The sequence below is a fragment of the Chryseobacterium sp. c4a genome (assembly GCF_009900745.1).
Taxonomy (GTDB): Bacteria; Bacteroidota; Bacteroidia; order Flavobacteriales; family Weeksellaceae; genus Chryseobacterium.
In genome coordinates this window covers 49,236-75,607 of the sequence record NZ_WXVU01000015.1, presented here as the reverse complement: position 1 = coordinate 75,607, position 26,372 = coordinate 49,236, and the positions used below count along the sequence as shown (strand labels likewise).

Here is a 26,372-nt window from a genome sequence, read left to right as displayed (position 1 = left end):
ATTTTCACAACTATTCTAAATCCAAATAATCATATTCAACATTTGAATTATGATAAACCATAAAGTCTTCTATTGTTTCAAAATAATCTAATATCGTTTTCCTATCCAATTTGCTTTCTTTTTCTAAATTAAAAAAAGATTTATAGGAAGAATGTTTCCAATTTTCAATATTGTTAACAATGCCATGATGTACAGGATTGTTATGTATATAGTGTACAACTTTCAACAAATACTTTTCATCATTCACTTTTTTCCGCTTTATTGTATTAAGAAAAAGAGCTCCTTTTCTGTTATAAACCTTATTATAAGCTTTTGCATAAGCATTCAACAAGTCACTGAAAGGTTTCATTAAGAATTGATGTTCATTCTCATTATTTACATTCTCAAAACTCTTAAATCTCAATAATAAATGGAAATGATTAGGCAACAGACAGTAAGCATATATATCAGCTATAGGATGAATATATTTCTCTACTTTTTCCAGAAAAAACTGATAATTTGAAGCTTCACGAAAAATAATTTCAGTCCCATTTACATGAGAGAAAATATGGTAGATTCCTTCAAATTCAAAACTTTCTGTGTTAACCATCTTTTTAATCCAATACTTAAGTGTAAACCTAACAGGTTTTAGAAACCTGTTAGGTTTAGAGATTCCATAGTTATTTCACATCATCCCAGATACTATAATCTACAATCTTTGTTGGGATCTGCTTTACATACTCAGTAAAAGGCTCACAAGGCAGAATGGCTTCTTTTCCTTCTCTTGCCAATTCCTGATATAGTTTTGTTCCTTCTGTTTTCCAATGAATCATTTCATCAGAAACATCACGGATAATTTTTGCAGGACTTCCTACAATCAATTTTCTGGGTTCACATCTGAAATTAGCTGGAACGAATGCCAAAGCACCCACAATACTTTCATCACCGATATAAGCTTTGTCCATCACTACAGAATTCATTCCGATCAAACAGTTTTTTCCGATATGTCCCGAGTGAATAATCGCTCCGTGTCCAATGTGAGCAGATTCCTCTAAAATCGTTTCTATATTGGGGAAAACATGGAGTGTACAATTCTCTTGAACATTCGCTCCATCTTTAATGATAATTTTTCCCCAGTCGCCACGAATTACTGCATTCGGGCCGATATAGACTTCTTCACCAATTTCCACATTCCCTATAATTACTGCCTGCGGATGAATATAGGCAGAGGGTTTTATAATAGGACGGATTCCGTGATATGAGTAAATGTTCATAAAGTTTAAATTTAATGTACCAATTTAACAATGTAGCAGTCTAGCAATAGATGAATATTGTTATATTGGTAAACTGTTACATTGTTACATTATTTGAAAAGTTATACTTTTTCAATCACCATTGCATACCCTTGTCCAACACCGATACAAAGAGTACACAATGCATATTTTTTATCTTGTTTCTGAAGTTCCATAGCTGCCGAACCGATAATTCTTGCACCGGAAACTCCTAGTGGGTGACCTATGGCAATGGCACCTCCATTAGGATTTATTCTTGCATCATCATCTTGCAGCCCTAAGCTTCTTGTTACAGCCAATGCTTGTGCTGCAAAAGCCTCATTTAATTCAATGATATCCATATCATCAAGAGAAAGGTTTAATCTCTTTAATAGCTTTTGAGTAGCTTCCACAGGCCCTATTCCCATAATCCTTGGTTCAACACCAGCTACAGAAGATCCTAAGATTTTAGCTTTCGGTTTTAACCCATATTTTTTCACAGCTTCTTCGCTGGCTAAGATCAATGCTGCTGCTCCGTCATTCATTCCTGAAGCATTTCCGGCAGTTACCGTTCCTTCTTTTCTGAAAGCCGGGCGAAGTTTTCCTAATCCTTCCATAGAAGAAGTGGGTTTGATAAACTCATCTTTTTCAAAAACGATAGGATCACCTTTTCTTTGAGGAATTTCAACTTTTACAATTTCTTCAGCCAATCTTCCACTTTCCTGAGCTTTAGTCGCTTTTTGCTGAGACCAAAGGGCAAATTTATCCTGATCTTCTCTGTTGATCTGATGAATGTCTGCAAGATTTTCAGCTGTTTCACCCATTCCGTCAACACCGTACATTTCTTTCATTTTCGGGTTCACAAACCTCCATCCAAAAGTAGTATCATACATCTGACTGTCTCTTCCGAAAGCTGCACTAGGCTTAGACATTACATAAGGAGAACGAGTCATATGCTCTACTCCACCTGCAATATAAATCTCACCCTCCCCTGCTGCAATGGAACGGAAAGCATTGGCTACCGCTGACATTCCTGAAGCACAAAGTCTGTTTACCGTCTCACCTCCTATTTTATAAGGAAGTCCGGCCAATAAAAGCCCCATTCTGGCTACATTTCTATTATCTTCCCCAGCCTGATTGGCACATCCGAAGATTACATCCTCAATTTCTTCAACAGGAACTTCAGGGTTTCTTGCTACCACTTCTTTGATAACAATGGCCGCCAAGTCATCGGCTCTTACTTCTGATAATCCTCCCTGTAGTTTTGAAATAGGAGTTCTCACATAGTCTATGATGTATACGTTGTTCATAATTATTTTAATATAACAATTTAGCAATGTAACAGTGTAACAATACTAGATTGATGGGTTTTTATTTAAACTTGTACTTAATATTTTATATATTATCTTTCCAATCTCTGTAATTTGAACTTCTAATTTTTTTTCAAAAGGATAAGTTTTAGAATTCTTACACAGATATAGCCAATATTTGGTTTCTTCCAATTCTTTAGCTGCAATTTTAATTTTATTTACAAAATCATTCTTACTGTGAGGATTTTGTGCCTCAAAAGCATTTGCACCTATACTTGTTCCGGAACGTAATAGTTGTTTTGCGATAACAAATTTTCTTTTTTCTTCTAACAATTCACAAAATTCAATTATATCTAAAGAAAATTGAACAGTTTTCTCAATTAATGGATTATTTTCGAAATTTATCATTTGTGTCAGAAATAAATTTTCTTTTTATTATTGGTACATTGTTATACTGGTATATTATTACATTGAACTTATAGTTCAGTTACTTTTTTCCCGATTTTATAAACTGTTCCTACAAATTTGGCAATCAGTTCTTCGTTTTGGTTGGTGATTTTAATATCATAAACAGCTGTTTTTCTGGTATCATTAACCAGAACACTTTCTGCTCTAAACACATCACCTTCTTTTCCAGCTTTGGTAAAATTGATGATACAATTTAAAGCTACAGCTGCATCTCCGGTATTGTTGGATGAAAATGCTAATGCTGAATCTGCAAAAGCAAAGGTAACTCCACCATGAACGGTTTTAAGCCCATTCAGCATGTCCTTTTTGATAGGCATTTCTATCAGGCAATAGTTTTCTTTCACTTCAATCATTTTGATATTCATCCATTGGGAAAAATAATCCTGATCGAACATATAATCTGCAACTTGTCTTGGATTCATTTTTACTATTCGTTTATTATTTCTTCATACAATTCATCTGATAATCTATCGTAAACGCTCATGGTTTTACCAAGAATTACCTGTTCATATGAAAGATGAGTATCGGAATCAACAGAGCTATTTTCCGGTTCATATAATGCATTTAAGTCAATCCCATTTTCAATGGCTAATCGATTAATCAGCATTCTGTATTTTTCGTTAAACTTCCCAAGTAATTCGAGTCTTTCCTGACTCTCCATGGAAGAAGCTTCCTGAGTTAAATACTGCTTTTCAATGAGAAGCCTTGTTTCCAGTTCTGCTCTGAATTCCTCTATATTCATTTATTCAATCTAATAATTTAACAATGTAACAGTTTACCAATGAGATGCTTCGACAAGCTCAGCATGACAGCGCAATTGCTACATTGTTAGATTGGTATATTGTTACATTTTACGTAGTAACGGACTTTGTCTGTACCTTTCTTCCTGATATTCGTTGTAAAGATCTAGTAATGTTTCGGAAATTTTTGAATATCCTATTTCCTTTCCCCAGCCTAATAATCCTTTTGGATAATTTACTCCTTTCTGCATCGCCAGTTCAATATCTTCGTCATTGGCAACGCCTAATCTTTTCGCTTCAACAGCTTCATTGATGAGCATTGAAATGATTCTTAAAAAGATTTGTTGATAAAGAACATCATCTTTCTGTGCTTCGGGTTTTACAGCACCTTCACTGTAATCATAGAATCCTTTTCCTGTTTTTCTGCCATGAAGTTTAGCTTCCGACATTCTTTGTTGAAGTAAAGAAGGTTTATATTTCGGATCGTAGAAATAATCTTTATAAACCGTTGTAGTCACAGCGAAGTTTACATCTACTCCAATAAGATCCATTAACTCAAAAGGCCCCATTTTAAAGTTTCCAAGAGTTTTCATGGCTTCATCCACCTGTTCGGGTGTTGCCAAATTTTCTTCTACAATTCTTAATGCTTCACCATAATATGGACGAGCAATTCTATTCACAATAAACCCAGGAATATCTTTAGCAATAACAGGTACTTTGCCCCAGTCTTTCATGAGGTTGTATATTTTTTCAGCTAAAGTTTTTTCTGTTAATAAAGATGGAATCACTTCCACTAAAGGCATCAACGGAGCCGGATTGAAAAAGTGAATTCCGATGAAACGCTCCGGTTTCTTCAATTCTGCACCAAGAGAGGTGATAGAAATGGATGATGTATTGGAGCCGATGATACAGTCTTCAGAAACATACGTTTCAAGTTCTGTAAAAACCTTGGTTTTGATATCTTTGTTTTCAATGATCGCTTCGATAACTAAATCAGCATCTTTTAAATCCTGTAATGCTTCACCTTTAACGATATTGTTTCTGATCTCTGTGGTTTTTTCCTGAGAAATTTTTCCTTTTTCAGCTAATTTCTGAAGGGTTTTCTCTAAACCTGTAAGTGCTTTATCTATTTGTGGAGCATTAGCGTCGAATAAAACGACCTTGCATCCTGCTGTTGCAGCTACCTGAGCAATTCCAACACCCATGGTTCCTGCCCCAATAATTCCAATATTCATAGTTAAAAAAATAATGTAACAATGTATCAGTTTACCAATGTAACAATTTTATCAAAAAATTGAATCATGCTAGGCATTTACATTGATTGGTAAACTGTTACATTCATAAATTGTTATATTAATCTTATTTTCCTTTATAATCAGGTTTTCTTTTTTGTAAAAAGGCATTTACACCTTCTATAAAATCTTCTGTTTCTGCTGCTTCTTGTTGAAGGTCTGCTTCCAGATCCAGTTGTTCTTTTAATGTATTTGTGTAAGAATGAGCAAAAGCCTTTTTCGTCAGCTTAAGGGCTGCAGTTGGCATATTGGCCATTCTTTCAAGGATTTCCATTGACTTCGGAGTAAATTCTTCTTCATTGAAAACTTCAGCAACAAGACCATAAGATTTAGATTCTTCCGCAGATAATTTTTTACCTGTAAAAGCTAAATAATTAGCCAACTGTCTACCTAAAAGTTTCGGTAAGAAATAAGTACCTCCTGTATCAGGGATCAAACCGATATTTGAAAATGCTTGAGCAAAGTAAGCTTTATTGTTTGCCAGTACAAAGTCGCAGATTAATGCCAACATAGCACCAGCTCCTACTGCAGGCCCATTTACCAAGGCAATAACCGGCTTTTTACAACGGGTAACTTCAGTTACTAAAGGATTGTAATAATCTACTACAATTTTTCTGATGATGTCGTGATCATGGTGCTCTTTTCCAACCACAAAAGCTTCATCCAGATTTTGTCCTGAACAAAAAGCTCTTCCTCTTCCGGAAATAGCAACACATCTTACCGTTTCGTCCTCACTGCATTCTTTAATGAAATCTTTCAGATCTCCTAAAGCTGGCTTGGTAAGCGCATTCATTGTTTCAGGCTGATTCAGGTAGGCGATTTTAAGCTTTCCGTCAAAGTGCGATTTAATATCGAGTTGTGTATACATAGTTTTTTGAATTTATATTTAACAATGCACTAATTTAACAATATAAATTAATGTAACAGCGTAAGAATTTAACAATATGGCAATGCCATCGTTATGTCTCACATAGCCCTGAGTTTCTTCAGTAAACTGCTACATGGTTTCATTAGTGTATTTATTATTTATATCATTTTAAATCATCACGTTGTTATTAAAATTTTCGTGATAAATTGTTTGACCAGGTACATTTGTATCATCAATTGGTTCGGAGGTATTATAAATCAAATTATCCTTAACAAATACCTTATTTGTTCGTATGTAGAAACCTCTCTTCAGATTTTCAAGAGTATTATTTGCAATTGTAACAACATTTTCAAGAGTTTTACCAGGATTAATAACTATTCCCATTCCCGTACTATTCCCCGTAACAAAATTATTATTAATCAACACTCGCCCCATGTATTTATCCGCAACATCTAACCCATCTATTTGGATTCCTACAAAACCGTCGTAGCTAAGCTCTTTTCTTCCATTGAGATGGTTATCATTAATATAAATTTTTTCTATTTTCTTAGGCTGTAAAGGAACATTTCCATGCCCTGTTTTAAATCCTTTTACTCTAATACCTATCCCTATAAGATTAAAAGCCTGGTTATTGCTTATTGATACAACACTTACATCTCCATGAATTGTAATTCCATATCTTAGATTGTACATTTTATTATTTGAAATATCAATATTTTCTGCTGCACAAAAAGGAGAAAGTCCTTGTATTGTAATACCATAGCTTAGTTCAGTTTCAGAATCCAGGATATTGTTATGAATACTGATATTTTTAAATACTATTTGATTATACTTTTCTCCTTCTCTGGAAGCTACCATAATCATCCCATCCTGATCAGCAATCAGTTGATGAAAAATATTGTCATTTATAATTCCATTTTTTCGGGTTCCATCAAATCTAATGGCTCCCCAGGTTAAGTTTTTAAATGTATTATTTGAAATAATAAAATTATCGACATAATCATAAAAATCAATTGCATAAAGCCTGTGCCCCCCTGCATGATTTCTTCCACAATATTCAAAATTATTGTTATTTATTAGTACAGATCCAAACTCACCAAGTTCAAAAGCATAAATAGCAACAACTCCATGATCAGGATTATGGTTTTCAGCATTTATGAAATTATTATTTTCTACAACTACATTTGCCCAGCTACATTGTCCAATTACCAAATGCTCCATCATGTAAGATTGTTCCTGAAGCCCGCTTTCAAAAAGATTATCACTCACAAGAATATCCCCTTTAAAACAAGAATAAATATGTACTGCACGATTATATAAATCAAAAAAGTAACAGTTTGTAATTTTTATATTGTATGATTTAGTAATGAATATTCCTCCATTATATTCTTTATCTGTAGAATTATCTACAGAATTATAAACAGGTAGGTTACTTTTATTCAGATCAAACTTCAACCCTTCTATAATAAAATTATTACAGTCCGTAAAATTAAAATAAGCTCCTTCAATCTTTTCTTTACTATCTGATTTGATCCATGTATGCTGTCTGTCCCCCAACAGTTTGAAACAGGAAAGCTCCTGAAAGTCCAATTGTTTGTTTACAATATACTCTCTGGCATCAAACCTTAATGTTGCTCCTAAATAGGCTGCCATTTTAACAGCTGCCACAATAATAGCTTCGTCATCAGCATATCTTTTATTACATCTGTACCATTCAATATTGATGGTATTTTCAGGTAAAATAGCTTTATAGTACTCTCCGTTCCTCAGAAGAATAACTACATCATCTTCCGGTAAATTACTTCCTGTGATCTTCTGATAATAAACTTCTTCTCCTGTGTTCATGAAAAATTCCTTGTGTCCATAATCTGCAGGATTACATGTTGAAGGAAACTTCTGGCTGCTACAATTTGTCATAATAAATGTTTTGTTTTGATTATTTTAAATAAGATCATTAAAAATGATACTATAGCAAAGCTAAGTGCTGCTAACGACAAAAATTGTCGCATCATTTTTTCATTTATACAACGAGTCATTTATTTTGAAATGACTTTTCAATATTTAATGACATTTAAAATAATCAAATGGTTCCAGGCAATCTAGACACTGATAAGAAGCCTTACACAGTGTAGATCCGAACCTGCTGATCTGTTTGGTATGTTCAGAACCACAGCGTGGGCATTTTTTCGGTTTCCCGATGTGATGTTCATCTGCTCCTTTTTCAGGCGGTGTAATTCCGAAAGCACGGAGTTTTTCTCTTGCTTCATCGGTCAGCCAATCTGTTGTCCAGATCGGAAACATTTTGGTGACTACTTTTGCCTCCCATCCGTTTTCCTTCATCATTTTGATAATATCCTCTTCAATGGTAAACATCGCGGGACATGCTGAATAAGTGGGTGTAATTGTTACCTCACAGGAATTCTCTCCTGTAATCTGTGCCTCTCTGACAATTCCTAATTCCACAATATCAATAACCGGAATTTCCGGATCGGGAATTGTTTTTAATAAATCTAAAAGCTGATTCATATTCTATTTTTTACCAGAATCAAGAATTATTTTCATTGAGTTCTGATAGTCCAAATTATCTGTTATTCCGTTATGGGTCTGACCTTTTAACAAAATCAAACGATCTCCTTTTTTAAATTTTTTTTTAAGTTTCAAAGATGCATTATAATGAATAACCTCATCTTGATCACCATGAAAAAGAATAACAGGTGATGAAACGGTTTTTAAATATTCATTGGTTTCAAAATTATATTTCAGTAAAAACTTAGGAAGAAATGAAAATTTTTGATCCATTTCATCTTTCATACTGTAATAAGGTGCTTGTAAAACCAATAATTTTGCGTGATGGTTTGATGCTAATTTTGCAGCTAGTCCCGTTCCTATTGAGTATCCTAAAATTATAATTTCGTTCTCCGGATACCTTTTTAAAAGTTCTCTGTAAGCTGCTTCTATATCCGAAAAAAGCTGGACTTTGCTATTAATTTCACCTTCACTTTTTCCATAGCCTCTGTAATCAAGTATAAATGTATCATAGTTCATACTCTTATACAGCTGAGCAACCTCACTCCATTCTTTAATTGATCCTCCATTTCCATGAAAATAAAAGATAACTCCTTTGGGGGCTTGAGCTTTAAAAAAAACTGAATTTAAGCGCTTATCGTCTTTTGTTCTTATTGTTATCTCTTCGAAATCATCTCTAAAATTAAACTTATAATTTTGAGGTAACTTTTCAGGATAAAAGATAATTTTCTCCTGATAGAAATAAACACCCACACATAGTATCACATATACTGTAAGAAAAAAGATCAATATTCCCAGAAGCAAATTTTTCATGGCTTGTTACCACGTACACCCCGGATACGCTCTCTGCATATACTGAAGTTCACAAAGGATAAATCCGAAGTATTCCGTATGATATCCTGTTCTTGATTTTGGCTGCATGAAAGGATTTGTTGGATATTCCAAGCCAAAACTTTGGAAATCTTTTTCTGTAATCGCTACAAACTCTTTGTATAGCTCATCAACATTAGGAACAATGTTTAAAACAGCAAGATCATCCTCACCTTCTGTTTTAGCAAATAGACCTTTTGTATATTCCCAGATATTTTCGATAGCATTCTCTAAACGTGTACGGCTTTCTTCTGTTCCCTGAGCGAAGATTTTCATCCAAGATGCAGCGTGAGTATAGTGATATCTTACTTCTTTTAATGATTTTTGGGCAATGGCGGACAACTCTTCATTGGCTGAGTTGGATAACGCCTCGTACATCAGTTTCTGATACACAGCAAAAACATAAACTTTCAGAATCGTCTGGGCATAATCTTCGTTGGGAAGTTCTGTCCAGTGTGCATTTACATATTCGTGTTCGTATCTTAGAAAAGCGATATCATCTTCACTTTTACCATTGTCAATCACTCTTGACGCATAAACGTAAAAGTTATTTGCCTGACCAAGTTCATCCAATGCGATATTTGTTAATGCAATATCTTCCTCCAGGTAAGGCCCTTCACCACACCATGCAGATAAACGCTGTCCCATAATGAAACTGTCGTCTGCAAGTTTTAATAAATAATTATATAATGGATTCATTGTTTAATAGATTTGAAGACTAATAGATAATAGACGGATAGATAATAGATAGGTAAACTTTAACGTCTTTTATCTATTCGTCTATTATCTCCATGTCTTATTCTTATTACATATTTTTTACATCGTTTGGAATCTCGTAGAACGTTGGGTGACGATATAGTTTATCATCAGCAGGGTCAAAGAAAGCTTCTTTATCCACTCCTTCTGAAGTTACAATATATTTACTTGGAACTACCCAAACAGAAGTTCCTTCTTTTCTTCTTGTATAAACGTCTCTTGCATTTTGCAAAGCCATTTCTGCTGTTGGTGCCTGTACAATTCCAACGTGCTTGTGAGATAATCCCGGTTTAGTCTGAATAAACACTTCCCACATATCTAAATTTGCCATAGTCAAATTAATTTAACAATGTATCAATGTACCAGTTTACCAATTAGATTCTTCGCTTTGCTCAGAATGACAATTGATTGTTACATTTTTACATTGGTATATTGTTACATTATTATATTACTTCTTTTTGTTGTTTCTCTGCAAAAGCAATCGCTGCTTCTTTTACCCAGGAATTTTCTCTTTGCGCTTTTCTCTTGGTTTCGATACGCTTCTTATTACAAGGTCCGTTTCCTTTTAAGATTTCCATAAATTCTCCCCAAGGAAGCTCTCCGAAATCATAATGTTGTCTTTCCTCATTCCATTTCAGGTCTTTATCCGGAATCGTTAATCCCAGGAATTCGGCTTGAGAAACAGTTACATCAATAAATCTTTGACGAAGGCTGTCGTTACTTTCTCTTTTTACTCTGTAATTCATAGAGATTTTAGAGTTTGGTGAGCTGTCATCATTAGGGCCAAACATCATTAAAGCCGGCCACCAGAAACGATTTAACGAAGCTTGAGCCATTTCTTTCTGCTGCTTGGTACCACGGCAAAGTGCCATTAAAATCTCATACCCTTGTCTTTGGTGAAAAGATTCTTCTTTACAGATCTTTACCATTGCTCTTGAATAAGGGCCATAAGAGTTCCCCATTAGCATTACCTGATTCATGATTGCAGCACCGTCTACCAACCAGCCGATAGCACCAATATCGGCCCAGCTTAATGTTGGATAGTTGAAGATACTTGAATATTTTGCTTTTCCTTCCAGCATATCATCATAAGTAGCATCTCTGTCTGCTCTGATACTTCCATCACCTAGGGTCTCAGTAGCAGAATAAAGGTATAAACCATGTCCTGCTTCATCCTGAACTTTAGCCAAAAGCGCCATTTTTCTTCTCAATGAAGGCGCTCTGGAAATCCAGTTAGCTTCCGGCAGCATCCCTACAATTTCAGAATGGGCGTGCTGTGAAATCTGACGAACCAATAATTTCCTGTAATCATCAGGCATTACATCTTTTGGTTCTACTTTATTTTCTTCGTGAACGTATTGAACAAATTTTTCTAAGTCCATAATTTTTTCAATTTAGCAATGTATCAGTCTAGCAATGTACCAATGATTGTTATACTGGTAAATTGTTACATTGTTACATTAAATTTTTAAACATCATAATTAAGCATCACCACATTCGTCGTCGGGTGACATTGACAGGTAAGAACGAAGCCTCTGGCTACTTCATCTTCGGTAAGTGCGTAGTTTTTCTCCATAAAAACTTCTCCTTCTAAAACTTCCGCTTTACACGTACAACACACTCCTCCTTTACATGCAAAAGGTACAGGAAGATTGTCTTTCAATGCTTTATCTAAGATACTCTCTTTTTTGGAATTAAGGTGGAATGAATATTCATCATCATCAATAATTACCGTTACCATACTTTCAATGTTGGCAATAGCTTTGAATTCATCACTCATCTCCTCTGTATTCTCTTCGTCAGGAGCTGTGAAATATTCAAATAAAACCTGAATAGCCGGCACTTTTTTATCTTTCTTTAAATAATCTGCAATCCCTTTAATCATTTCTGAAGGGCCACAAATAAAATAAGTTGCTTCTTTTACATCAATCTCTGTATATCTTTCAAACAGCTGATCTAATTTTTCAGGAGAGATTCTTCCTTCAAAAACAGGATCTTCATGTTTTTCACGGCTTACCAGATAAATCACTTTAAGCCTTCCATTGAATTGTTCTACCAGCTTATTAATTTCAGCCTTTCTTAAAACATGCTCCATACTTCTGTTACTATAAAACAGATAAGCATTACTGTTCGGTTCCTGATAAAGACTTTCCTTAATATTGGATAAAACCGGAGTAATTCCGCTTCCTGCGGCCAACCCAATATATGTTTTTACATTGGTCGGGTGATAAGAAGTATTGAAACCGCCCATTGGAGGCATTACTTCCAACATTTCATCCATATGAAGATGCTCATTGAAATATCCTGATACTTTTCCGCCTTCCAGTAATTTTACTAAGACTTCCAGTGTATTGCTTTTTTCGCTTGGAGCATTACAGATAGAATAAGAACGTCTTTCTTCATTTCCGTTGATCATCATTCGGAAATTAAGATACTGCCCTTGTTTGAACCTGAACTTGTCTTTCAGTTCTTCAGGAATTTCCACGGCAACATTTACCGCATCTGAAGTATCCTTCTGAACCCTTACAGTTTTAAGTTTATAAAATGAATTCATTATTTTTTTAGTATTCTATTAATTTTTCCACCTTCGCATTTCGGTAAGCTGTCCTGGGCATGCACTTTCACTTTTGTAGTGATCCCTACTCTCTTTTTGATTTCGTTTTCAATATTTTTCCCGAAGATTCCGACAAAATTAAAATAATCATCGGTATTTACTTTAATTTTTTGAGCATTTACAAGCTCATCATCAATTTCAACATCAATATCTAAAGCCACACACATATGCTCTTTTTCAATTGGGGTTAAATAGTAATTAGGAACCACTCCTTTCACATGAGAGAATGCATCTTCAATCTGGCTTGGATACACATTTACCCCTCTTACAATCAGCATATCATCCGCTCTGCCAACAATTGGTTTCATTTTCACCATTGTTCTTTTGGCATTTTCATCGTAATAGAGGCTTGTAATATCATTCGTCCAGTAACGCAGAAGCGGCATTGCTTTTTTTGTTAAAGTCGTAATCACCAAAACTCCTTCTTCCCCAAAAGGAACTGGCTGCTTGGTAATTGGATCTAAAATTTCAGGATAAAAATGGTCTTCCCAGATGTAAGAACCACCCTTCTCTTCAAAGTCTTCCATAGAAACTCCTGGGCCAATAATTTCACTCAAACCATAGATATTGGTAGCATGCACTCCCAATTTTTCTTCAATATGACCTCTAATAATTTCTGTCCATGGTTCAGATCCCAATACAGCATATTTTAAACTTATTTCATCGGCTGAAATTCCTCTTTTAGCAAATTCATCAGCAATAGTCAATGCATAAGATGGTGAACAGCAGATCACTTCCGGTTTAAAGTCTACAATAAGATCCACTTGTCTGGCCGTCATTCCTCCCGAAATAGGAAGAACACTCATTCCCAGCATCTCTGCTCCATAATGAAGCCCTAATCCTCCTGTAAAAATTCCATATCCATAAGCATTATGCAATTGCATTCCGGGTCTGGCACCTGCAGCATGCAGCGATCTTGCAACAACTTCACTAAAAAGGTCTACATCTTCTTTAGTATACCCCACCACTGTTGGTTTTCCTGTAGTCCCACTTGAACAGTGAATTCTCTGAAGTTCAGCTTTAGGAACCGTAAATAAACCGAATGGATAATTATCTCTTAAGTCCTGTTTGTAAGTAATTGGAAGTTTCGTGATATCTTCTATTGACCTTATATCATGTGTCGATATCTGCAATTCATCAAACTTTCTTCTATAAAATTCCGATCTCTCGTTCAGATAACCCATGAGATTTACTAACCGGTCGGATTGAAGCTGTCTCAATTGACCCAGCTCCAGATATTCAACTGAAAAATCCATAAAACTAACTAACATTTGTTAGGTGTAAATTTAACAAGATTTTGGAATCTGGCAAAATTTTTATGACATTCGTCATATTTTGAACGATTCTAAATAAAATGACTGAAAATGGCTAGCAAATTTCCATGATTTAAAGAGCTATATTAAAAGGGTACAAGCCGGGTTTTTAAAATTACTTATATCCTTCCTAATTGTCATTCAGAGCGAAACGAAGCGAAGCATGGAATCTAAAGTATTAGCTAAATTCAAAATAATAAAGTAATAATGAAACTCAAATAAATTATAGAGATTCTCCCTTTGTAAGAATGACAAAGCATATTAATTACTTTGATTCCCAAGCAGGCCATAAAGGATCTTATCCCTTATTTCCTCAGTGATTTCATCTGTAGAATCACTATTTCTTTTGAACCAGAAATACGAATTATTGAGGGTATGAAGAATGAATCTTGTAGTAAATGATGGGGATTTCAATTCCCAGTTTTCTGCCTGATAGATTTCGGAAATCAGCTGTTCCACTTCCTGCTGATAATTTTTCCTTAGCTCAATGAATTCAGGAAGTCTTTCTTCCAGATGTCTCCATTCTATAGAATAAATGTGGGTAACATCGCGGTTTTTAAGAACAACCGATAAATGTTTATCCAAAAACAGATCCAGTTTTTCCCTTGGAGCAATATTCGTATTTTTTACTTCCTGAAGCTTATCGAAAAACTCCTGTGCAATACCAAAACAAACCCATTCCAGAATTTCTTCTTTTGAACGGATGTGTGCATACAGCGATGCTGCTTTGATATTAAGCTTCGTAGCCAGATCTCTTACCGAGCTCCCCATATAGCCTTTCTCTTTAAAAAGTTCTACAGCTACGTCTAATATTTTTCTTTGTTTTTCTTTAAGTTCCATATTTCTCAGTTACCTGGAAGTGCTTTACGATTCCGGATTAATCTCAATAAAAGAAGCAGTACAATAAAAACTATAATACAGTTCACTATTGCAGCATCCCTTAAAAAACTGTTGTGGTAATAAAACTCCTGTTGTCTGTAAGGTATCTTAAGTTCACGATCCTGCAAATCTATAAACACTTTGTAGCAAATAGCTGCCGAACAAAGGATCACAAATGGAAAACCTAAAACAAGCACATTCAATGCTATAGCAGACACGTTTTTACGGTATTTAGCCACAAAAACAAGCAACAGAAAGATGATTAATTCCGCAAACAAAGCTATCAAAAAATTTTTAAAGTCTGTGAAATAGTCACCGGTAAGTCCCAAAAGCCCGGCATTCACAACAGCCAGGAGCAATACTGTAATCAGAGAAACCACCCATTGCCTCATTGTTGACACCCTGAATGTAATTACCACAGTAGATAAACTAAGTGCCAGATACACCAGTACCAGAAGTAGTTCATCATCAAATATCTTATACTTACTGCTATTAATGATCTTTCCGTAATAATCTTTCAAAAGATAGGAATCTACATAAAGCTTCTTGACATCAGAAAATTCTTCAGACCCACTGGAAGTATATCCGCTCCGGTCATCAATATACACATTGGAAACAAACAGAGGTTCATTATAAAAATATTCAAACCATAATGAAGTAGTGACATTGGTTTCTAAATGATGCTCTTTAAGCAAAGCAAAATAAGCATCCAACGTTTTTTTGATCTGTACAGAATCACTTTTATAGTAAAGCATTCTCACCTGATCCGTATACAAAGAATCCAGATTACTGCCGGAGTAAAGCATTTCAAAATCATGATTGGCAATCATACTATTCCATGGAAATAGCCTATCCTTGTATTCAAAAACATCGCTATTTGTGGTATAAGTTGTAGAATCTGTTTTACCTTTTTGTGAAACGATCTGCTGTCTATCCTTCGTATAGTCATCATTGAGCAGGAGTAGTCTTCCTTTATAGGCCAATTCAGCTTTCTTTTTCAGTTCCTCCTGTGAAAAGACACTTATAGCGGCATATCTGCTGCCATATCTTACCGTAAAAAATGCCATTGAAAAAAAGGTCAACATAATGTATACGATCAACCATTCTTTAAAAAGGTCATTCTTCTTTTTAGGATAAAATGATTTGAAGGCATTGTTTCTGATATAAAACAAAAACCACACAAGCAAAATGACACACCCTATAATCCCGGTCCCTGCTGTGGCAAGATCCCTGTTTTTGTAAAAATAAAAATTCTTGTCACGGAGATCTTTTCCAAAATCCTGAAACCAGAAGCCAATAAGGAAGGCCAATACATGAAATAACAATCCTACAATGACCATATAAGGAAATTTGGTATTCCACAACAGCGGAAAACGAAGCAGTAATGCAGTATCTATTTTTTTAAACATAAAATCTATTTTAAGAAAAAAGCCCGACTTGATTTTGAAATATCACGGAAATAAACAATACTGATCGCCTGCCCCAGACAAGACTGTATAAAATCTTCCCGTTTCATCTCTTTATCAAACACCGCTATAAACGTGCTTCCATTTTGCTCAAGTGATTGAAGCGGAAGCTGCGAAAACTTCCGTTTCAGATCAGTGATATTTTCATCGGTTTCAAACTCTATAATAAGAAACTTCGCATCTTCTCTGTTCAGATCCTGCTGTTTTCCGTTTTTCAGGAAAATAATCTGGCTGGAATTTTTCTCTACCTCATAAAGCTGCTGAGAACTAAGTACAACTGCCAAAGGGCGAAAAGGAGAATCCGCAATCTGTCTGAGATCTTCCAAAACCGTTTGCTGTGCGATAATATCGAGATTGGCAAGCGGTTCATCAATCAAAAGAATCTTAGGCTTTCTCAAAAGCATTCTGGCCAGTTCAAATCTCATTTTATATCCTGAACTTAGATCCTTCCAGGCATATTCTCTGAATTTCCTGAGCCCCAGTCTGGCAATGATCAGTTCTGTAATTTCAACAGATTCGGCAGGTGAATATCTATATGATGCCGCAACAAATAAGAGATTCTGAAGAAGACTTCCTCTCCATGAAGGAGTACGCTGTGGAATATAAATCAACTTTGAACGAAGATCATACGGATCTTTATAAGGAAAAAGAAAATACAGTTCCCCTTTAGTTTCTTTCAGTTCTCCACATAAAGAACGGAGGAGCGTTGTTTTCCCATTTCCGTTTTCTCCTACCAATCCTATCATTTCACCAGCTCTGATCTCAAGATTCAGCGGGCCCAATGTGAAAGCACTGGAATACTTCTTTTCCCAATTGTTCATGGTGGTCAGAACATTGCGGTCTGCCGGCTCTTTCTGCTTCAGTTCAGCAGTAATTTCAGAAAATAACTGATTAAGTTTTCCGGGAACATCTTCGGAATATTGATGGGAATCGTACCAATTCAGAAATGCATTGGTCTTTTTATAAAAAATAATTTTTTCTGTATCGAGTGTAAAGTCTATGATCCGCTTTAATGCATGGTCATAGTTTCCGGAACTGATCTGATCCGTCACTTCTTCTATATATCCCTGAAACGTTTTCATCGGTTTTTATTTCGTCTGACAAGATATTAAATATTTATTTTTTCCCATAAAAAATAAAATCGGAAATTTTGTCAAGTTAATTTTACGTTAAAAATAGCAAATCCGGAAATTTTGTCCTATTTTTTTGTAAATTTAATAATTGAACGATTTTTGCGATACAGTCTTCGATTACATGATTAAATAATTGATAGGCATTAAGAAACTGAGCCTTAAAATTTAGTTTCTTGATGTTTTTTAAAACTGAACTTTAAACGAATCATTACCAAAAATATAGAAAATATGAACTTAAACCAATATACTGTAAAATCACAAGAAGCCATTCAGGCAGCTCAACAAGTTGCAATGGAATTTGGCAACCAACAAATAGAACCTCAACATTTACTGGAAGGAATCTTCCAGGTGGATGAAAATATATCGCCTTTCCTATTAAAGAAATCTGAAGCAGATGCCAATTTAGTAAGAGAGCGAAACCGTGAAAATTTAGAAAAGCTTCCTAAAGTACAGGGAGGAAATATCTATCTTTCACAATCAGCAAACAAAGTATTGCTGGATGCACCCAACATCGCTAAAAAAATGGGTGATGAATATGTAACGATCGAACATTTATGGTTATCCTTAATAGAAACCAGCTCTGAAGTTTCTCAGATGTTGAAAGACATGGGTGTAACCAAAAAATTATTGGAAGGAGCCATTAAAGAATTAAGAAAAGGAAGTAAAGCTAATTCTGCAAGCTCAGAAGAAACTTACCAGTCCTTAAATAAATATGCTAAAAACTTCAACGAATTAGCTGCTGAAGGAAAACTGGATCCGGTAATCGGACGTGATGAAGAAATAAGAAGAGTATTACAGATCCTTTCCAGAAGAACGAAAAACAACCCTATCCTTATTGGAGAGCCGGGTGTAGGTAAAACGGCTATCGCTGAAGGAATTGCCCACAGAATTATCAGTGGCGATGTTCCGGAAAACCTGATGGATAAAACATTATATTCATTAGATATGGGAGCGTTGATTGCCGGAGCAAAATACAAAGGCGAATTTGAAGAGCGTTTGAAATCTGTAGTGAATGAAGTGATCAAATCTGACGGGCAGATCATTCTTTTCATTGATGAGATCCACACTTTAGTAGGTGCCGGAGGAGGTGAAGGTGCAATGGATGCTGCCAACATTCTGAAACCTGCCCTTGCAAGAGGTGAATTAAGAGCCATCGGAGCAACCACTTTAAATGAATACCAAAAGTATTTTGAAAAGGATAAAGCATTAGAAAGACGTTTCCAGAAAGTAATGGTAGAAGAACCGGATACTGAATCTGCCATCTCTATCCTTCGTGGAATTAAAGATAAATATGAGGCTCACCATAAAGTAAGAATCAAAGATGAAGCGATTATCGCTGCAGTGGAAATGTCTCAAAGGTATATTTCAGACCGATTTTTACCGGATAAAGCGATTGACCTTATCGACGAGGCTTCGGCTAAACTGAGAATGGAAATCAATTCTAAACCGGAAGAACTGGATGTTTTAGACAGAAGATTGATGCAGTTGGAAATCGAACTAGCAGCAATTTCAAGAGAAGGCAACCAAACTAAAATCGACCATTTAAAAGAAGATATCTCTAAAATTTCTGAACAAAGAAATGAGATCAACGCCAAATGGCTGAAAGAAAAACAGAAAAGTGAAGATCTTACCCAGATCAAAAAAGATATTGAATCTCTGAAGTTAGAAGCAGAAAGAGCTTCCAGAGCAGGAGATTATGCTAAAGTAGCGGAAATCCAATATGGAAAACTTCGTGAAAAAGAAGATGATCTTTCCAAAATGGAACTTGAAATGCAGAACCATCAGAATGAGCTTATCAAAGAGGAAGTAACTTCTGAAAATATTTCTGAAGTAATTGCAAAATGGACAGGCATTCCTGTAACCAAGTTATTGCAGTCTGAGAGGGATAAATTACTAAACCTGGAAGCTGAACTTCACCACAGAGTGGTAGGACAGGATGAGGCAATTCAAGCTGTAGCTGATGCGATCAGAAGAAACAGAGCCGGATTAAGTGATGATAAAAAACCAATCGGATCCTTCTTATTCTTAGGAACAACCGGTGTTGGTAAAACTGAGCTGGCTAAAGCACTGGCAGAGTTTTTATTCGATGATGAAAACAATATGACCAGAATTGATATGAGTGAATATCAGGAACGTCACAGTGTTTCCAGATTGGTAGGTGCGCCTCCGGGATATGTAGGATATGATGAAGGCGGACAATTGACTGAAGCGGTAAGAAGAAGACCTTATTCCGTAGTTCTTTTAGATGAGATCGAAAAAGCGCATCCGGATGTTTTCAATACCTTACTTCAGGTTTTGGATGACGGTCGTTTAACAGATAATAAAGGGCGTGTGGTGAATTTTAAAAATTCTATCATTATTATGACCTCGAATTTAGGTTCACATCTGATTCAGGAGAATTTTGAAAACTTAACCGAAGAAAATCAGGATGAGATTGTGGATAAAACCAAAGATCAGGTTTTCGATCTTTTAAAGCAAACGTTACGTCCGGAATTCCTGAACAGAATTGATGAGATCGTATTGTTCCAGCCTTTGAAAAAGAAAGAAATCGGAAAAATCGTTCAGTATCAATTGAGAGGGTTTAATGAGATGCTAGCAAAACGTAACATCATTATGACATTCACACAGGATGCTGTAGATTATTTGATGGAAAAAGGATATGACCCTGCATTCGGAGCAAGACCTTTAAAAAGAGTAATTCAACAAGAGGTATTGAATAAACTATCTAAAGAAATCCTTGCAGGAAATGTAAATGACGGTGACAGAATTACCCTGGATTACTTCGTAGAAACAGGATTAGTATTCAGACCCACTGAACAATAAAAGAAGAAAATAGTTTTTTTCATATATATTAATTTTTGTAGATAAGTGCTGTAGAGAAAATCTGCGGCACTTATTTTTTATATTTTTAGAATGAAGCTGCATTAATTTCCGTAAAGATTATTCTTCCTTCCGCCTACTTAAAAAGCCTTTTGATACTGTAAAGAAAGACATATCAATATCGTTTTAAAAAAAAATAAATATTCACAATTAATGAACTACACATCATCAGATTCACACCAATAATTCAAAATAATAATTTTATTCACAGTTTATATCTTTTTAAAGTGAAATATTATTAAATTTACTTTTCAAACAAATTAATAACTTAAACAAAATCAGTATGAAAAAATTAAAAAGAACCGAACTAAAGAAAATTGCGGGCGGGGTACTTCCTCCAATGATTGCCTGTGACGAATTCTGGAATTGTCCTACAGGTCTTTGTTGTACAGCAGGTCTAGTTTGCAGAGATCCTAAAAAGTACGGATGTATTTAAAAATAAGCGGAGAGTTTTTCTCCGTTTTTTTATGTACTATAAACTAGTTTTACATTACTCTTTTTCTACTCCTATACAACCCGTAAAAATACGGTAAAAATAATAGTATAATTCCCTATTCCCTACTCTATTTTTTAACCTATTTTTTTACGAAATTTGCAGAAATACGGATATTCCATTATAAAACTAAGTTATGAAAACAGAATCTACTAATGAGCGCTATTCTTCTGAGTCAGGAATAATGTCAAATGAACTCATGAAAGTTCTTATTGACAATTATCGTCAGAACCAAATGAATGCCATCAACAAAACCATGGGAATTGAAGATGCTAATTCTATATGGTTTGATCTTCCGAAATTGAAGAATTTCATCGCACTGATGGAAAATGAGGCCCACAAAATAGACCCCGAATGTACTCCGGAAGACTTGGGCATCAGATTTTACTATGCTGCTTATCCAAAAATGGAGAATTGGGGCATTATGGAAAGTCACCCGGTATCACCAGAATATTCTGGAAGACACACCCTTGTTATGATTCCTACTTTAAAAAAAGAACTTGAGGGGGAAGTTTTCAATTGTGATTTCCATACTTTACAAATTAAAAAAAGAAAATCACCTAATCTTGCCCTTACAGCACGAGGACAAGAACCTCCTGGAGAATTAGGTGAAAATAGTGGGATCTTATCTCCTCCCGGAAACTCCAGAGGAATGTTCTAGTATAAATTAAAAGAACTTTATTATAAACAATGACTGAATTTCAGAGGTTTTTCTCACAATTTATGTACACCGGAGAGGCCATAGCCGCTCTGGTTTCCATTATTTATTTCAACCGTATAAAAAAACTGCATTGGAAGTATTTCTCTTTATACCTTATTGCCATTTTTTTATGTGAATCTTCTGTGAAATGGGCAGAAAAACCTCTTCGTATCGATAGGATTATCTTTTACAATTACTTTGTAATGCCCCTGCAGTTTATATATTTTTATTGGCTGTATGCAGTAAAATCTTTGAAGAAGCCCAAGTTGTTCTATATATTTTCGGTGCTGTACTTTGCCGCATTTATTCCACAGCTTTCGCTTTTCATGGAAAAAAAGGTTGTTTATTCTCTAAATTATACTTTAGGTTGCTTATTTTTAATGGTTTTGGTAGTCATGGAATATTATAAGCAGGTCAACTCAACGGAGATCCTAAAATTTAGTACCAACAGGATGTTTTATATCAATCTGGGAATTACTCTTTTTTATATAGGAACGCTCCCATTTTTTACCTTCATGTCTCTGCTTTGGGAGTATAGAGATATATGGGATCTTTATTTTGCTTATTTTCAGGTTTCCGGAGCTGTAATGTATATTTTATTTGCAAGTTCATTTATATGGGGAAAGCAGAATTAATAGCTACAATCATTCTTTTCAATACATTCTTTGTAATGTTTGCTGTTGCAGTAGGTATCTACATCAGAAACTACAGACAGCGCAAGAAAGAATATCTTAATGAGATTGAAATGAAAAACGAAATCCATCAAAGGGAGTTACTGTCTACTCAGCTGGAAATCCAACAGGCTACTATGCAGCAAATTGGGCGGGAACTTCATGATAATATTGGACAAAAACTAACCCTGGTGAGTCTATATGTTCAACAAATGCTTTATGAGAACAAAGTTCCGGAGGCCAACGAAAGAATTGATCAGGTTTCACAAATTATCAATCAATCTTTACAAGATCTGCGAAGTCTTTCAAAAACCCTTACAGATGATAATATCAGTCAAAAAGAAATCATCACTTTGATCCAGGAAGAAGTGGACAACACCAATTCATTGAAGAAATGTCTGATCAGCTTCGAACATAATTTTGATCAGCTGGATTTGGGTTTTGTACATAAAAATTTACTGCTCAGAATCACTCAGGAATTTATTCAAAACAGTATAAAACATTCTCATTGTAAAAATATATTTATCAGTTTAAATACTTCTGAAGATATACTTTGGGAACTCACCATTCGTGATGATGGAATTGGATTTGATACAGCTCATACAAAATCCAACGGAATAGGTCTTACCAATATGAAAAATAGAGCTGAAATTATCGGTGCCGATTTCCTTCTTGAAAGTAAAAAAAATGCAGGTACCCAACTTAATATTATCTTAAAAAAACAGCCATGAAAAAAACAATCGTAATTGTTGATGATCATATACTTATAGCTAAAGCCCTTGAAGGGATTATCGGGAACTTCAGCGAATTTGAAGTTATCTACGTCTGTGATAGCGGCAAAGATCTGATACAAAAATTTGAAGAGGGAAATAAAATTCCGGACATCATCCTTATGGATGTGAGTATGCCTGTGATGGATGGTTTTGAAACAGCTGCATGGGTTACCAAAAATCATCCGGAAATCAAAATAATGGCACTCAGCATGCAAGGTGACGATAATAGTGTAATTAAAATGATTAAAAACGGAGCCAAGGGATACCTTTTAAAAAATACTCATCCCAAAGATTTGGAAACCGCTTTGATAAGATTAAATACCGACGGATTCTTTTACCCTGAATGGGCTTCAAAAATTATTTTTTCCAATCTTAATAAAGCTAATGAATCTGAAATTTCGGTAAAGATCTCCGAACGTGAAAAAGAGTTTCTGAAATACACAGTCACTGAGCTAAGCTATAAAGAGATCGCAGATAGAATGTGCTGCAGTCCCAGAACAGTAGAGAGCTATCGAGACCAATTATGTGAAAAACTGGATTTAAAAACCCGTGTTGGATTAGCTGTTTTTGCTATTAAAAATGGCTTTGCCGGCTAACAGTAATATTAAAAAAATTCTATAAAAATAAATAGTTATAGAATTTTTTTATTTCACTCAATCCACTTAATTGTGAAATATATTAATTATTTTCAATTTTAATTAAAATTCAATATAAATCCATTTTAAATAAACAAAACACAATTAAATCAATCATTAAATGAGAATTATTTAAATAAAATGCAAAATAACTTGCATATCAATTTCAAATAATATAATTTCACATTCTCAAAATTATAAAGCGATATGAAAAAACTATTATTTGGAGCTCTTGCTCTGGGATTAATGTCTGCATGTAATAATGACAGCGTAAACAACCAAAATGAAACACCAATGAATTCAGAAGCTTCTTCTCCTCTTAGTGCTACACAAAGAAATTGCCCTTCAGAAGAAATGAGAAATGAAGCTTTAAAAAATGACCCGGCATTAAGACAAAAAGTTGCTGATTTTGAATCCAATGCTACCAATTTCGCTAAAAACATGGCCATGGGAAAAGTTCTAGCCGATGGAACTGTTGAAATCCCGGTAGTGGTGAATGTATTATACAGTACAGCTGCGGAAAATGTATCAGATGCAAGAATTGCAGAACAGATTACCGTATTAAATGAAGATTACGGTGGAACAAATTCTGATGTTTCAAAAATACCTACAGAATTTCAAGGGGTAAAAGCAGGTGATGTAAAAGTAAGATTTAAGCTAGTAAATACAGTAAGAAAATCTACAACTAAATCCTCTTGGGGTGCCACAGATGTAAAAAACAACACCATGAAAAAAGCATCTACAGGAGGTATTGATGCTACAAATACTACAAACAACTTCAATATTTGGGTAGTGGGACGTATGCCTGATACTAGAGGGGATATCCTTGGCTACTCATCATGGCCTGAAGATTCTGGTACATGGAAAGATGGTGTAGTAATAGCAGCTCCATTTTTTGGTAAAACCGGAACATCTGCTAATTTTAACTTAGGAAGAACAGCTACTCACGAAGTAGGTCACTACATGGGACTTAGACATATCTGGGGTGATACAACATGTGGAGATGACCTTATTGCAGATACTCCTACCCAAACAACTGCTAATACAGGTAACCCAACTTACCCGCTTTATAATACTTGCTATGGAGTAAAGAGATCTGTAATGTTTATGAATTATATGGATTATTCTAATGACAAGTCTTTATATATGTTTACAGCAGGACAAAAAACAAAGATGCAGTCTGTAGTAGCAGCTAATGGGCTAAGAGCTGGATTAAGAGTTAATTAACAAATCTTATAAATTATTAAATATTTAAAATCTATTCCAAGTTTGGGATAGATTTTTTTTATATTTTTACGTGATTTTAAATTTCAGGATCACAACGATGAAAAAAATAGCCCTAGCATCAGGGATTTTACTGCATTTATATAGTTATAAAGCACAGGATACAATCCAATCTCGAAACCTTAAGCAGGATATTGCTTTAATCAACACCAACACACCTATCAAAGAGTCTACACCATTTTTCAAGAAGGAATGGGTAAAAAAATCTGTGGCTCCTGCTATTCTTTTTACAGCTGCTGCGGCAACATGGGGAGAAAAAGAAAATATCCGTGAAGTGAGAAACAGATACCTCCCCAACTTCAAGGTAAAATATGATGATTATCTTCAATATGCACCTGCTGTAGCCGTTTACGGACTAAAATTGGGAGGCGTAAAAGGACGAAACAATATTGGAAGAGCTACTTTATCTTATGGTGCCAGCTTGGTGATTATGGGGATCCTGGTCAATTCCATTAAGTATACAACAAAAGTTGAGCGTCCAGATGGATCCAAAAACAACTCTTTCCCATCAGGTCATGCTGCTATGGCTTTTACCAATGCCAGCTTTTTGCATAAAGAATATGGAATGGTAAATCCTGCCTACAGTATCGCCGGATATGGCTCTGCAACACTTACAGGACTTGGAAGAAATTTAAATAACAGACACTGGGTTCCTGATATTCTTGCTGGAGCAGGAATCGGAATCATATCTACTGAGCTTGGATATTTTTTTATTGATAAAATTTATAAGAACAAAGGAGATAATTTAAGTATTTTATCCAGAATACAAGGAAATGACTATCCATCTTTCCTTGCCCTAAAAATGGGTACGGCATTAGGTACCACCAACTTCCTTAAAGAATCTGAATTGGACAACAAAAAACAAGTCGGCTTTGAAGGCGGAATAGAAGGTGCTTATTTCTTCTCTAAAAAATGGGGAGTAGGTGCAGACATCACTTTTAGCAGCTTCCCTATTAAATCTCAAAGAATTACTTTTGATGATGGGCAGGATTTTGGCGATCATGAGGTTAAAACACAATCTATGGGCTTTTTGTCTGCAGGTATTGGCCCTTATTTCTCTCATGAATTCTCTGATAAATGGCAGCTTACTTTAAAGGCAACAGGAGGCTATGCAGCTACCGCAAGTGGAAAAGTTTTTGTAAAAGGAGATAATATAGATGCTCCGAATCATCAACTTCAGATCGCAAGATACAAACCAAAGCCTGCTTTCCGTTGGAATACGGGAGCCTCTATGACTTATAAGTTTAATCCTGGATTAGGACTTACTTTCTACACGGATTATAATCTGATCAACTCTACCATCCGTTACCACTTTAGCGATGAAATCAAAGAAAGTGCAGAACTGGATGAGCAATTGAATAATATTATTGCTAAAGAAAAGATAAGTTATATCACCCTTGGTTTAAGATTAACTGCATTTTTTTAAAATAAAAAAGCCTTCAGATACTGAA

27 protein-coding genes are annotated in these 26,372 nt (G+C 35.1%); 8 read left to right on the top strand and 19 right to left on the bottom strand.

Annotated features, from left to right (window positions below):
* Positions 1 to 10: 10 nt before the first annotated feature.
* From GTR01_RS18110 to GTR01_RS18020, 19 genes are all read right to left on the bottom strand, one after another.
* Positions 11 to 589, bottom strand: coding sequence for a transposase (locus GTR01_RS18110; protein WP_160139173.1), 579 nt, complete (start codon positions 587 to 589; stop codon positions 11 to 13).
* A 70-nt stretch (positions 590 to 659) separates the two neighbouring features.
* Complete coding sequence (locus tag GTR01_RS18105; protein ID WP_160139172.1) at positions 660 to 1,253, bottom strand: transferase hexapeptide repeat family protein; 594 nt, start codon at positions 1,251 to 1,253, stop codon at positions 660 to 662.
* 101 nt (positions 1,254 to 1,354) lie between these two features.
* Positions 1,355 to 2,560 carry a 3-oxoadipyl-CoA thiolase gene (pcaF, locus tag GTR01_RS18100; RefSeq protein ID WP_160139171.1) on the bottom strand — a complete coding sequence of 402 codons (1,206 nt, stop codon included), beginning with the start codon at positions 2,558 to 2,560 and terminating at the stop codon, positions 1,355 to 1,357.
* A gap of 45 nt (positions 2,561 to 2,605) precedes the next feature.
* The gene (locus GTR01_RS18095; RefSeq protein ID WP_160139170.1) at positions 2,606 to 2,968 is read right to left on the bottom strand and encodes a four helix bundle protein; all 363 of its coding nucleotides are present in this window, start codon (positions 2,966 to 2,968) and stop codon (positions 2,606 to 2,608) included.
* 68 nt (positions 2,969 to 3,036) lie between these two features.
* Positions 3,037 to 3,450: a PaaI family thioesterase gene (locus GTR01_RS18090; protein WP_160139169.1), complete on the bottom strand. Its 414-nt coding sequence runs from the start codon at positions 3,448 to 3,450 to the stop codon at positions 3,037 to 3,039.
* 5 nt (positions 3,451 to 3,455) lie between these two features.
* Positions 3,456 to 3,770, bottom strand: a complete 315-nt coding sequence (locus GTR01_RS18085) for a hypothetical protein (RefSeq protein ID WP_160139168.1) — start codon at positions 3,768 to 3,770, stop codon at positions 3,456 to 3,458.
* Positions 3,771 to 3,872: 102 nt separating this feature from the next.
* Positions 3,873 to 5,003: a 3-hydroxyacyl-CoA dehydrogenase NAD-binding domain-containing protein gene (locus tag GTR01_RS18080; protein ID WP_160139167.1), complete on the bottom strand. Its 1,131-nt coding sequence runs from the start codon at positions 5,001 to 5,003 to the stop codon at positions 3,873 to 3,875.
* A gap of 124 nt (positions 5,004 to 5,127) precedes the next feature.
* Positions 5,128 to 5,928, bottom strand: a complete 801-nt coding sequence (locus GTR01_RS18075; RefSeq protein ID WP_160139166.1) for an enoyl-CoA hydratase-related protein — start codon at positions 5,926 to 5,928, stop codon at positions 5,128 to 5,130.
* 168 nt (positions 5,929 to 6,096) lie between these two features.
* Positions 6,097 to 7,845: a right-handed parallel beta-helix repeat-containing protein gene (locus GTR01_RS18070; RefSeq protein WP_160139165.1), complete on the bottom strand. Its 1,749-nt coding sequence runs from the start codon at positions 7,843 to 7,845 to the stop codon at positions 6,097 to 6,099.
* Positions 7,846 to 7,989: 144 nt separating this feature from the next.
* Positions 7,990 to 8,454 (bottom strand): 1,2-phenylacetyl-CoA epoxidase subunit PaaD, encoded by a 465-nt coding sequence (gene paaD / locus GTR01_RS18065; protein ID WP_160139164.1) that lies wholly within the window; start codon positions 8,452 to 8,454, stop codon positions 7,990 to 7,992.
* A gap of 3 nt (positions 8,455 to 8,457) precedes the next feature.
* A complete protein-coding gene (locus GTR01_RS18060; protein WP_228452279.1) occupies positions 8,458 to 9,207 on the bottom strand; it encodes an alpha/beta hydrolase in 750 nt (249 codons plus the stop codon).
* A gap of 66 nt (positions 9,208 to 9,273) precedes the next feature.
* On the bottom strand, positions 9,274 to 10,023 hold the full coding sequence (gene paaC / locus GTR01_RS18055) for a 1,2-phenylacetyl-CoA epoxidase subunit PaaC (RefSeq protein ID WP_160139162.1): 750 nt from the start codon (positions 10,021 to 10,023) through the stop codon (positions 9,274 to 9,276).
* Positions 10,024 to 10,129: 106 nt separating this feature from the next.
* Positions 10,130 to 10,411: a 1,2-phenylacetyl-CoA epoxidase subunit PaaB gene (paaB, locus tag GTR01_RS18050; RefSeq protein ID WP_002981782.1), complete on the bottom strand. Its 282-nt coding sequence runs from the start codon at positions 10,409 to 10,411 to the stop codon at positions 10,130 to 10,132.
* 112 nt (positions 10,412 to 10,523) lie between these two features.
* On the bottom strand, positions 10,524 to 11,462 hold the full coding sequence (gene paaA, locus GTR01_RS18045; RefSeq protein WP_045501831.1) for a 1,2-phenylacetyl-CoA epoxidase subunit PaaA: 939 nt from the start codon (positions 11,460 to 11,462) through the stop codon (positions 10,524 to 10,526).
* Positions 11,463 to 11,548: 86 nt separating this feature from the next.
* Positions 11,549 to 12,634, bottom strand: a complete 1,086-nt coding sequence (locus tag GTR01_RS18040; RefSeq protein ID WP_160139161.1) for a 2Fe-2S iron-sulfur cluster-binding protein — start codon at positions 12,632 to 12,634, stop codon at positions 11,549 to 11,551.
* Positions 12,634 to 13,950, bottom strand: a complete 1,317-nt coding sequence (locus GTR01_RS18035) for a phenylacetate--CoA ligase family protein (RefSeq protein WP_160139160.1) — start codon at positions 13,948 to 13,950, stop codon at positions 12,634 to 12,636. The genes GTR01_RS18040 and GTR01_RS18035 overlap by 1 nt, the downstream gene beginning before the upstream one ends.
* 318 nt (positions 13,951 to 14,268) lie before the next feature.
* Positions 14,269 to 14,847, bottom strand: a complete 579-nt coding sequence (locus GTR01_RS18030) for a TetR/AcrR family transcriptional regulator (RefSeq protein ID WP_160139159.1) — start codon at positions 14,845 to 14,847, stop codon at positions 14,269 to 14,271.
* A gap of 5 nt (positions 14,848 to 14,852) precedes the next feature.
* Positions 14,853 to 16,295, bottom strand: a complete 1,443-nt coding sequence (locus tag GTR01_RS18025; RefSeq protein ID WP_160139158.1) for a hypothetical protein — start codon at positions 16,293 to 16,295, stop codon at positions 14,853 to 14,855.
* Positions 16,296 to 16,300: 5 nt separating this feature from the next.
* Entirely contained in the window at positions 16,301 to 17,434 is a 1,134-nt protein-coding gene (locus tag GTR01_RS18020; RefSeq protein ID WP_160139157.1) for an ATP-binding cassette domain-containing protein, read from the bottom strand.
* A 279-nt stretch (positions 17,435 to 17,713) separates the two neighbouring features.
* On the opposite strand from GTR01_RS18020, the gene clpB reads away from it, so the two are divergent.
* The 8 genes from clpB (at position 17,714) to GTR01_RS17980 (ending at position 26,347) form a co-directional block, all read left to right on the top strand.
* Positions 17,714 to 20,308 carry an ATP-dependent chaperone ClpB gene (gene clpB / locus GTR01_RS18015; protein ID WP_160139156.1) on the top strand — a complete coding sequence of 865 codons (2,595 nt, stop codon included), beginning with the start codon at positions 17,714 to 17,716 and terminating at the stop codon, positions 20,306 to 20,308.
* Between the two features lie 340 nt (positions 20,309 to 20,648).
* Complete coding sequence (locus GTR01_RS18010; protein WP_160139155.1) at positions 20,649 to 20,801, top strand: hypothetical protein; 153 nt, start codon at positions 20,649 to 20,651, stop codon at positions 20,799 to 20,801.
* A gap of 193 nt (positions 20,802 to 20,994) precedes the next feature.
* A complete protein-coding gene (locus GTR01_RS18005; protein ID WP_160139154.1) occupies positions 20,995 to 21,519 on the top strand; it encodes a hypothetical protein in 525 nt (174 codons plus the stop codon).
* Positions 21,520 to 21,548: 29 nt separating this feature from the next.
* Positions 21,549 to 22,193, top strand: a complete 645-nt coding sequence (locus GTR01_RS18000; RefSeq protein WP_160139153.1) for a hypothetical protein — start codon at positions 21,549 to 21,551, stop codon at positions 22,191 to 22,193.
* Positions 22,175 to 22,960, top strand: a complete 786-nt coding sequence (locus GTR01_RS17995) for a sensor histidine kinase (protein ID WP_160139152.1) — start codon at positions 22,175 to 22,177, stop codon at positions 22,958 to 22,960. The genes GTR01_RS18000 and GTR01_RS17995 overlap by 19 nt, the downstream gene beginning before the upstream one ends.
* Positions 22,957 to 23,598 (top strand): response regulator transcription factor, encoded by a 642-nt coding sequence (locus GTR01_RS17990; protein ID WP_160139151.1) that lies wholly within the window; start codon positions 22,957 to 22,959, stop codon positions 23,596 to 23,598. Before GTR01_RS17995 ends, GTR01_RS17990 begins: the two co-directional genes overlap by 4 nt.
* 246 nt (positions 23,599 to 23,844) lie before the next feature.
* Positions 23,845 to 24,864 carry a zinc metalloprotease gene (locus GTR01_RS17985; protein WP_160139150.1) on the top strand — a complete coding sequence of 340 codons (1,020 nt, stop codon included), beginning with the start codon at positions 23,845 to 23,847 and terminating at the stop codon, positions 24,862 to 24,864.
* Positions 24,865 to 24,961: 97 nt separating this feature from the next.
* The gene (locus tag GTR01_RS17980) at positions 24,962 to 26,347 is read left to right on the top strand and encodes a phosphatase PAP2 family protein (RefSeq protein WP_160139149.1); all 1,386 of its coding nucleotides are present in this window, start codon (positions 24,962 to 24,964) and stop codon (positions 26,345 to 26,347) included.
* Positions 26,348 to 26,372 lie beyond the last annotated feature (25 nt).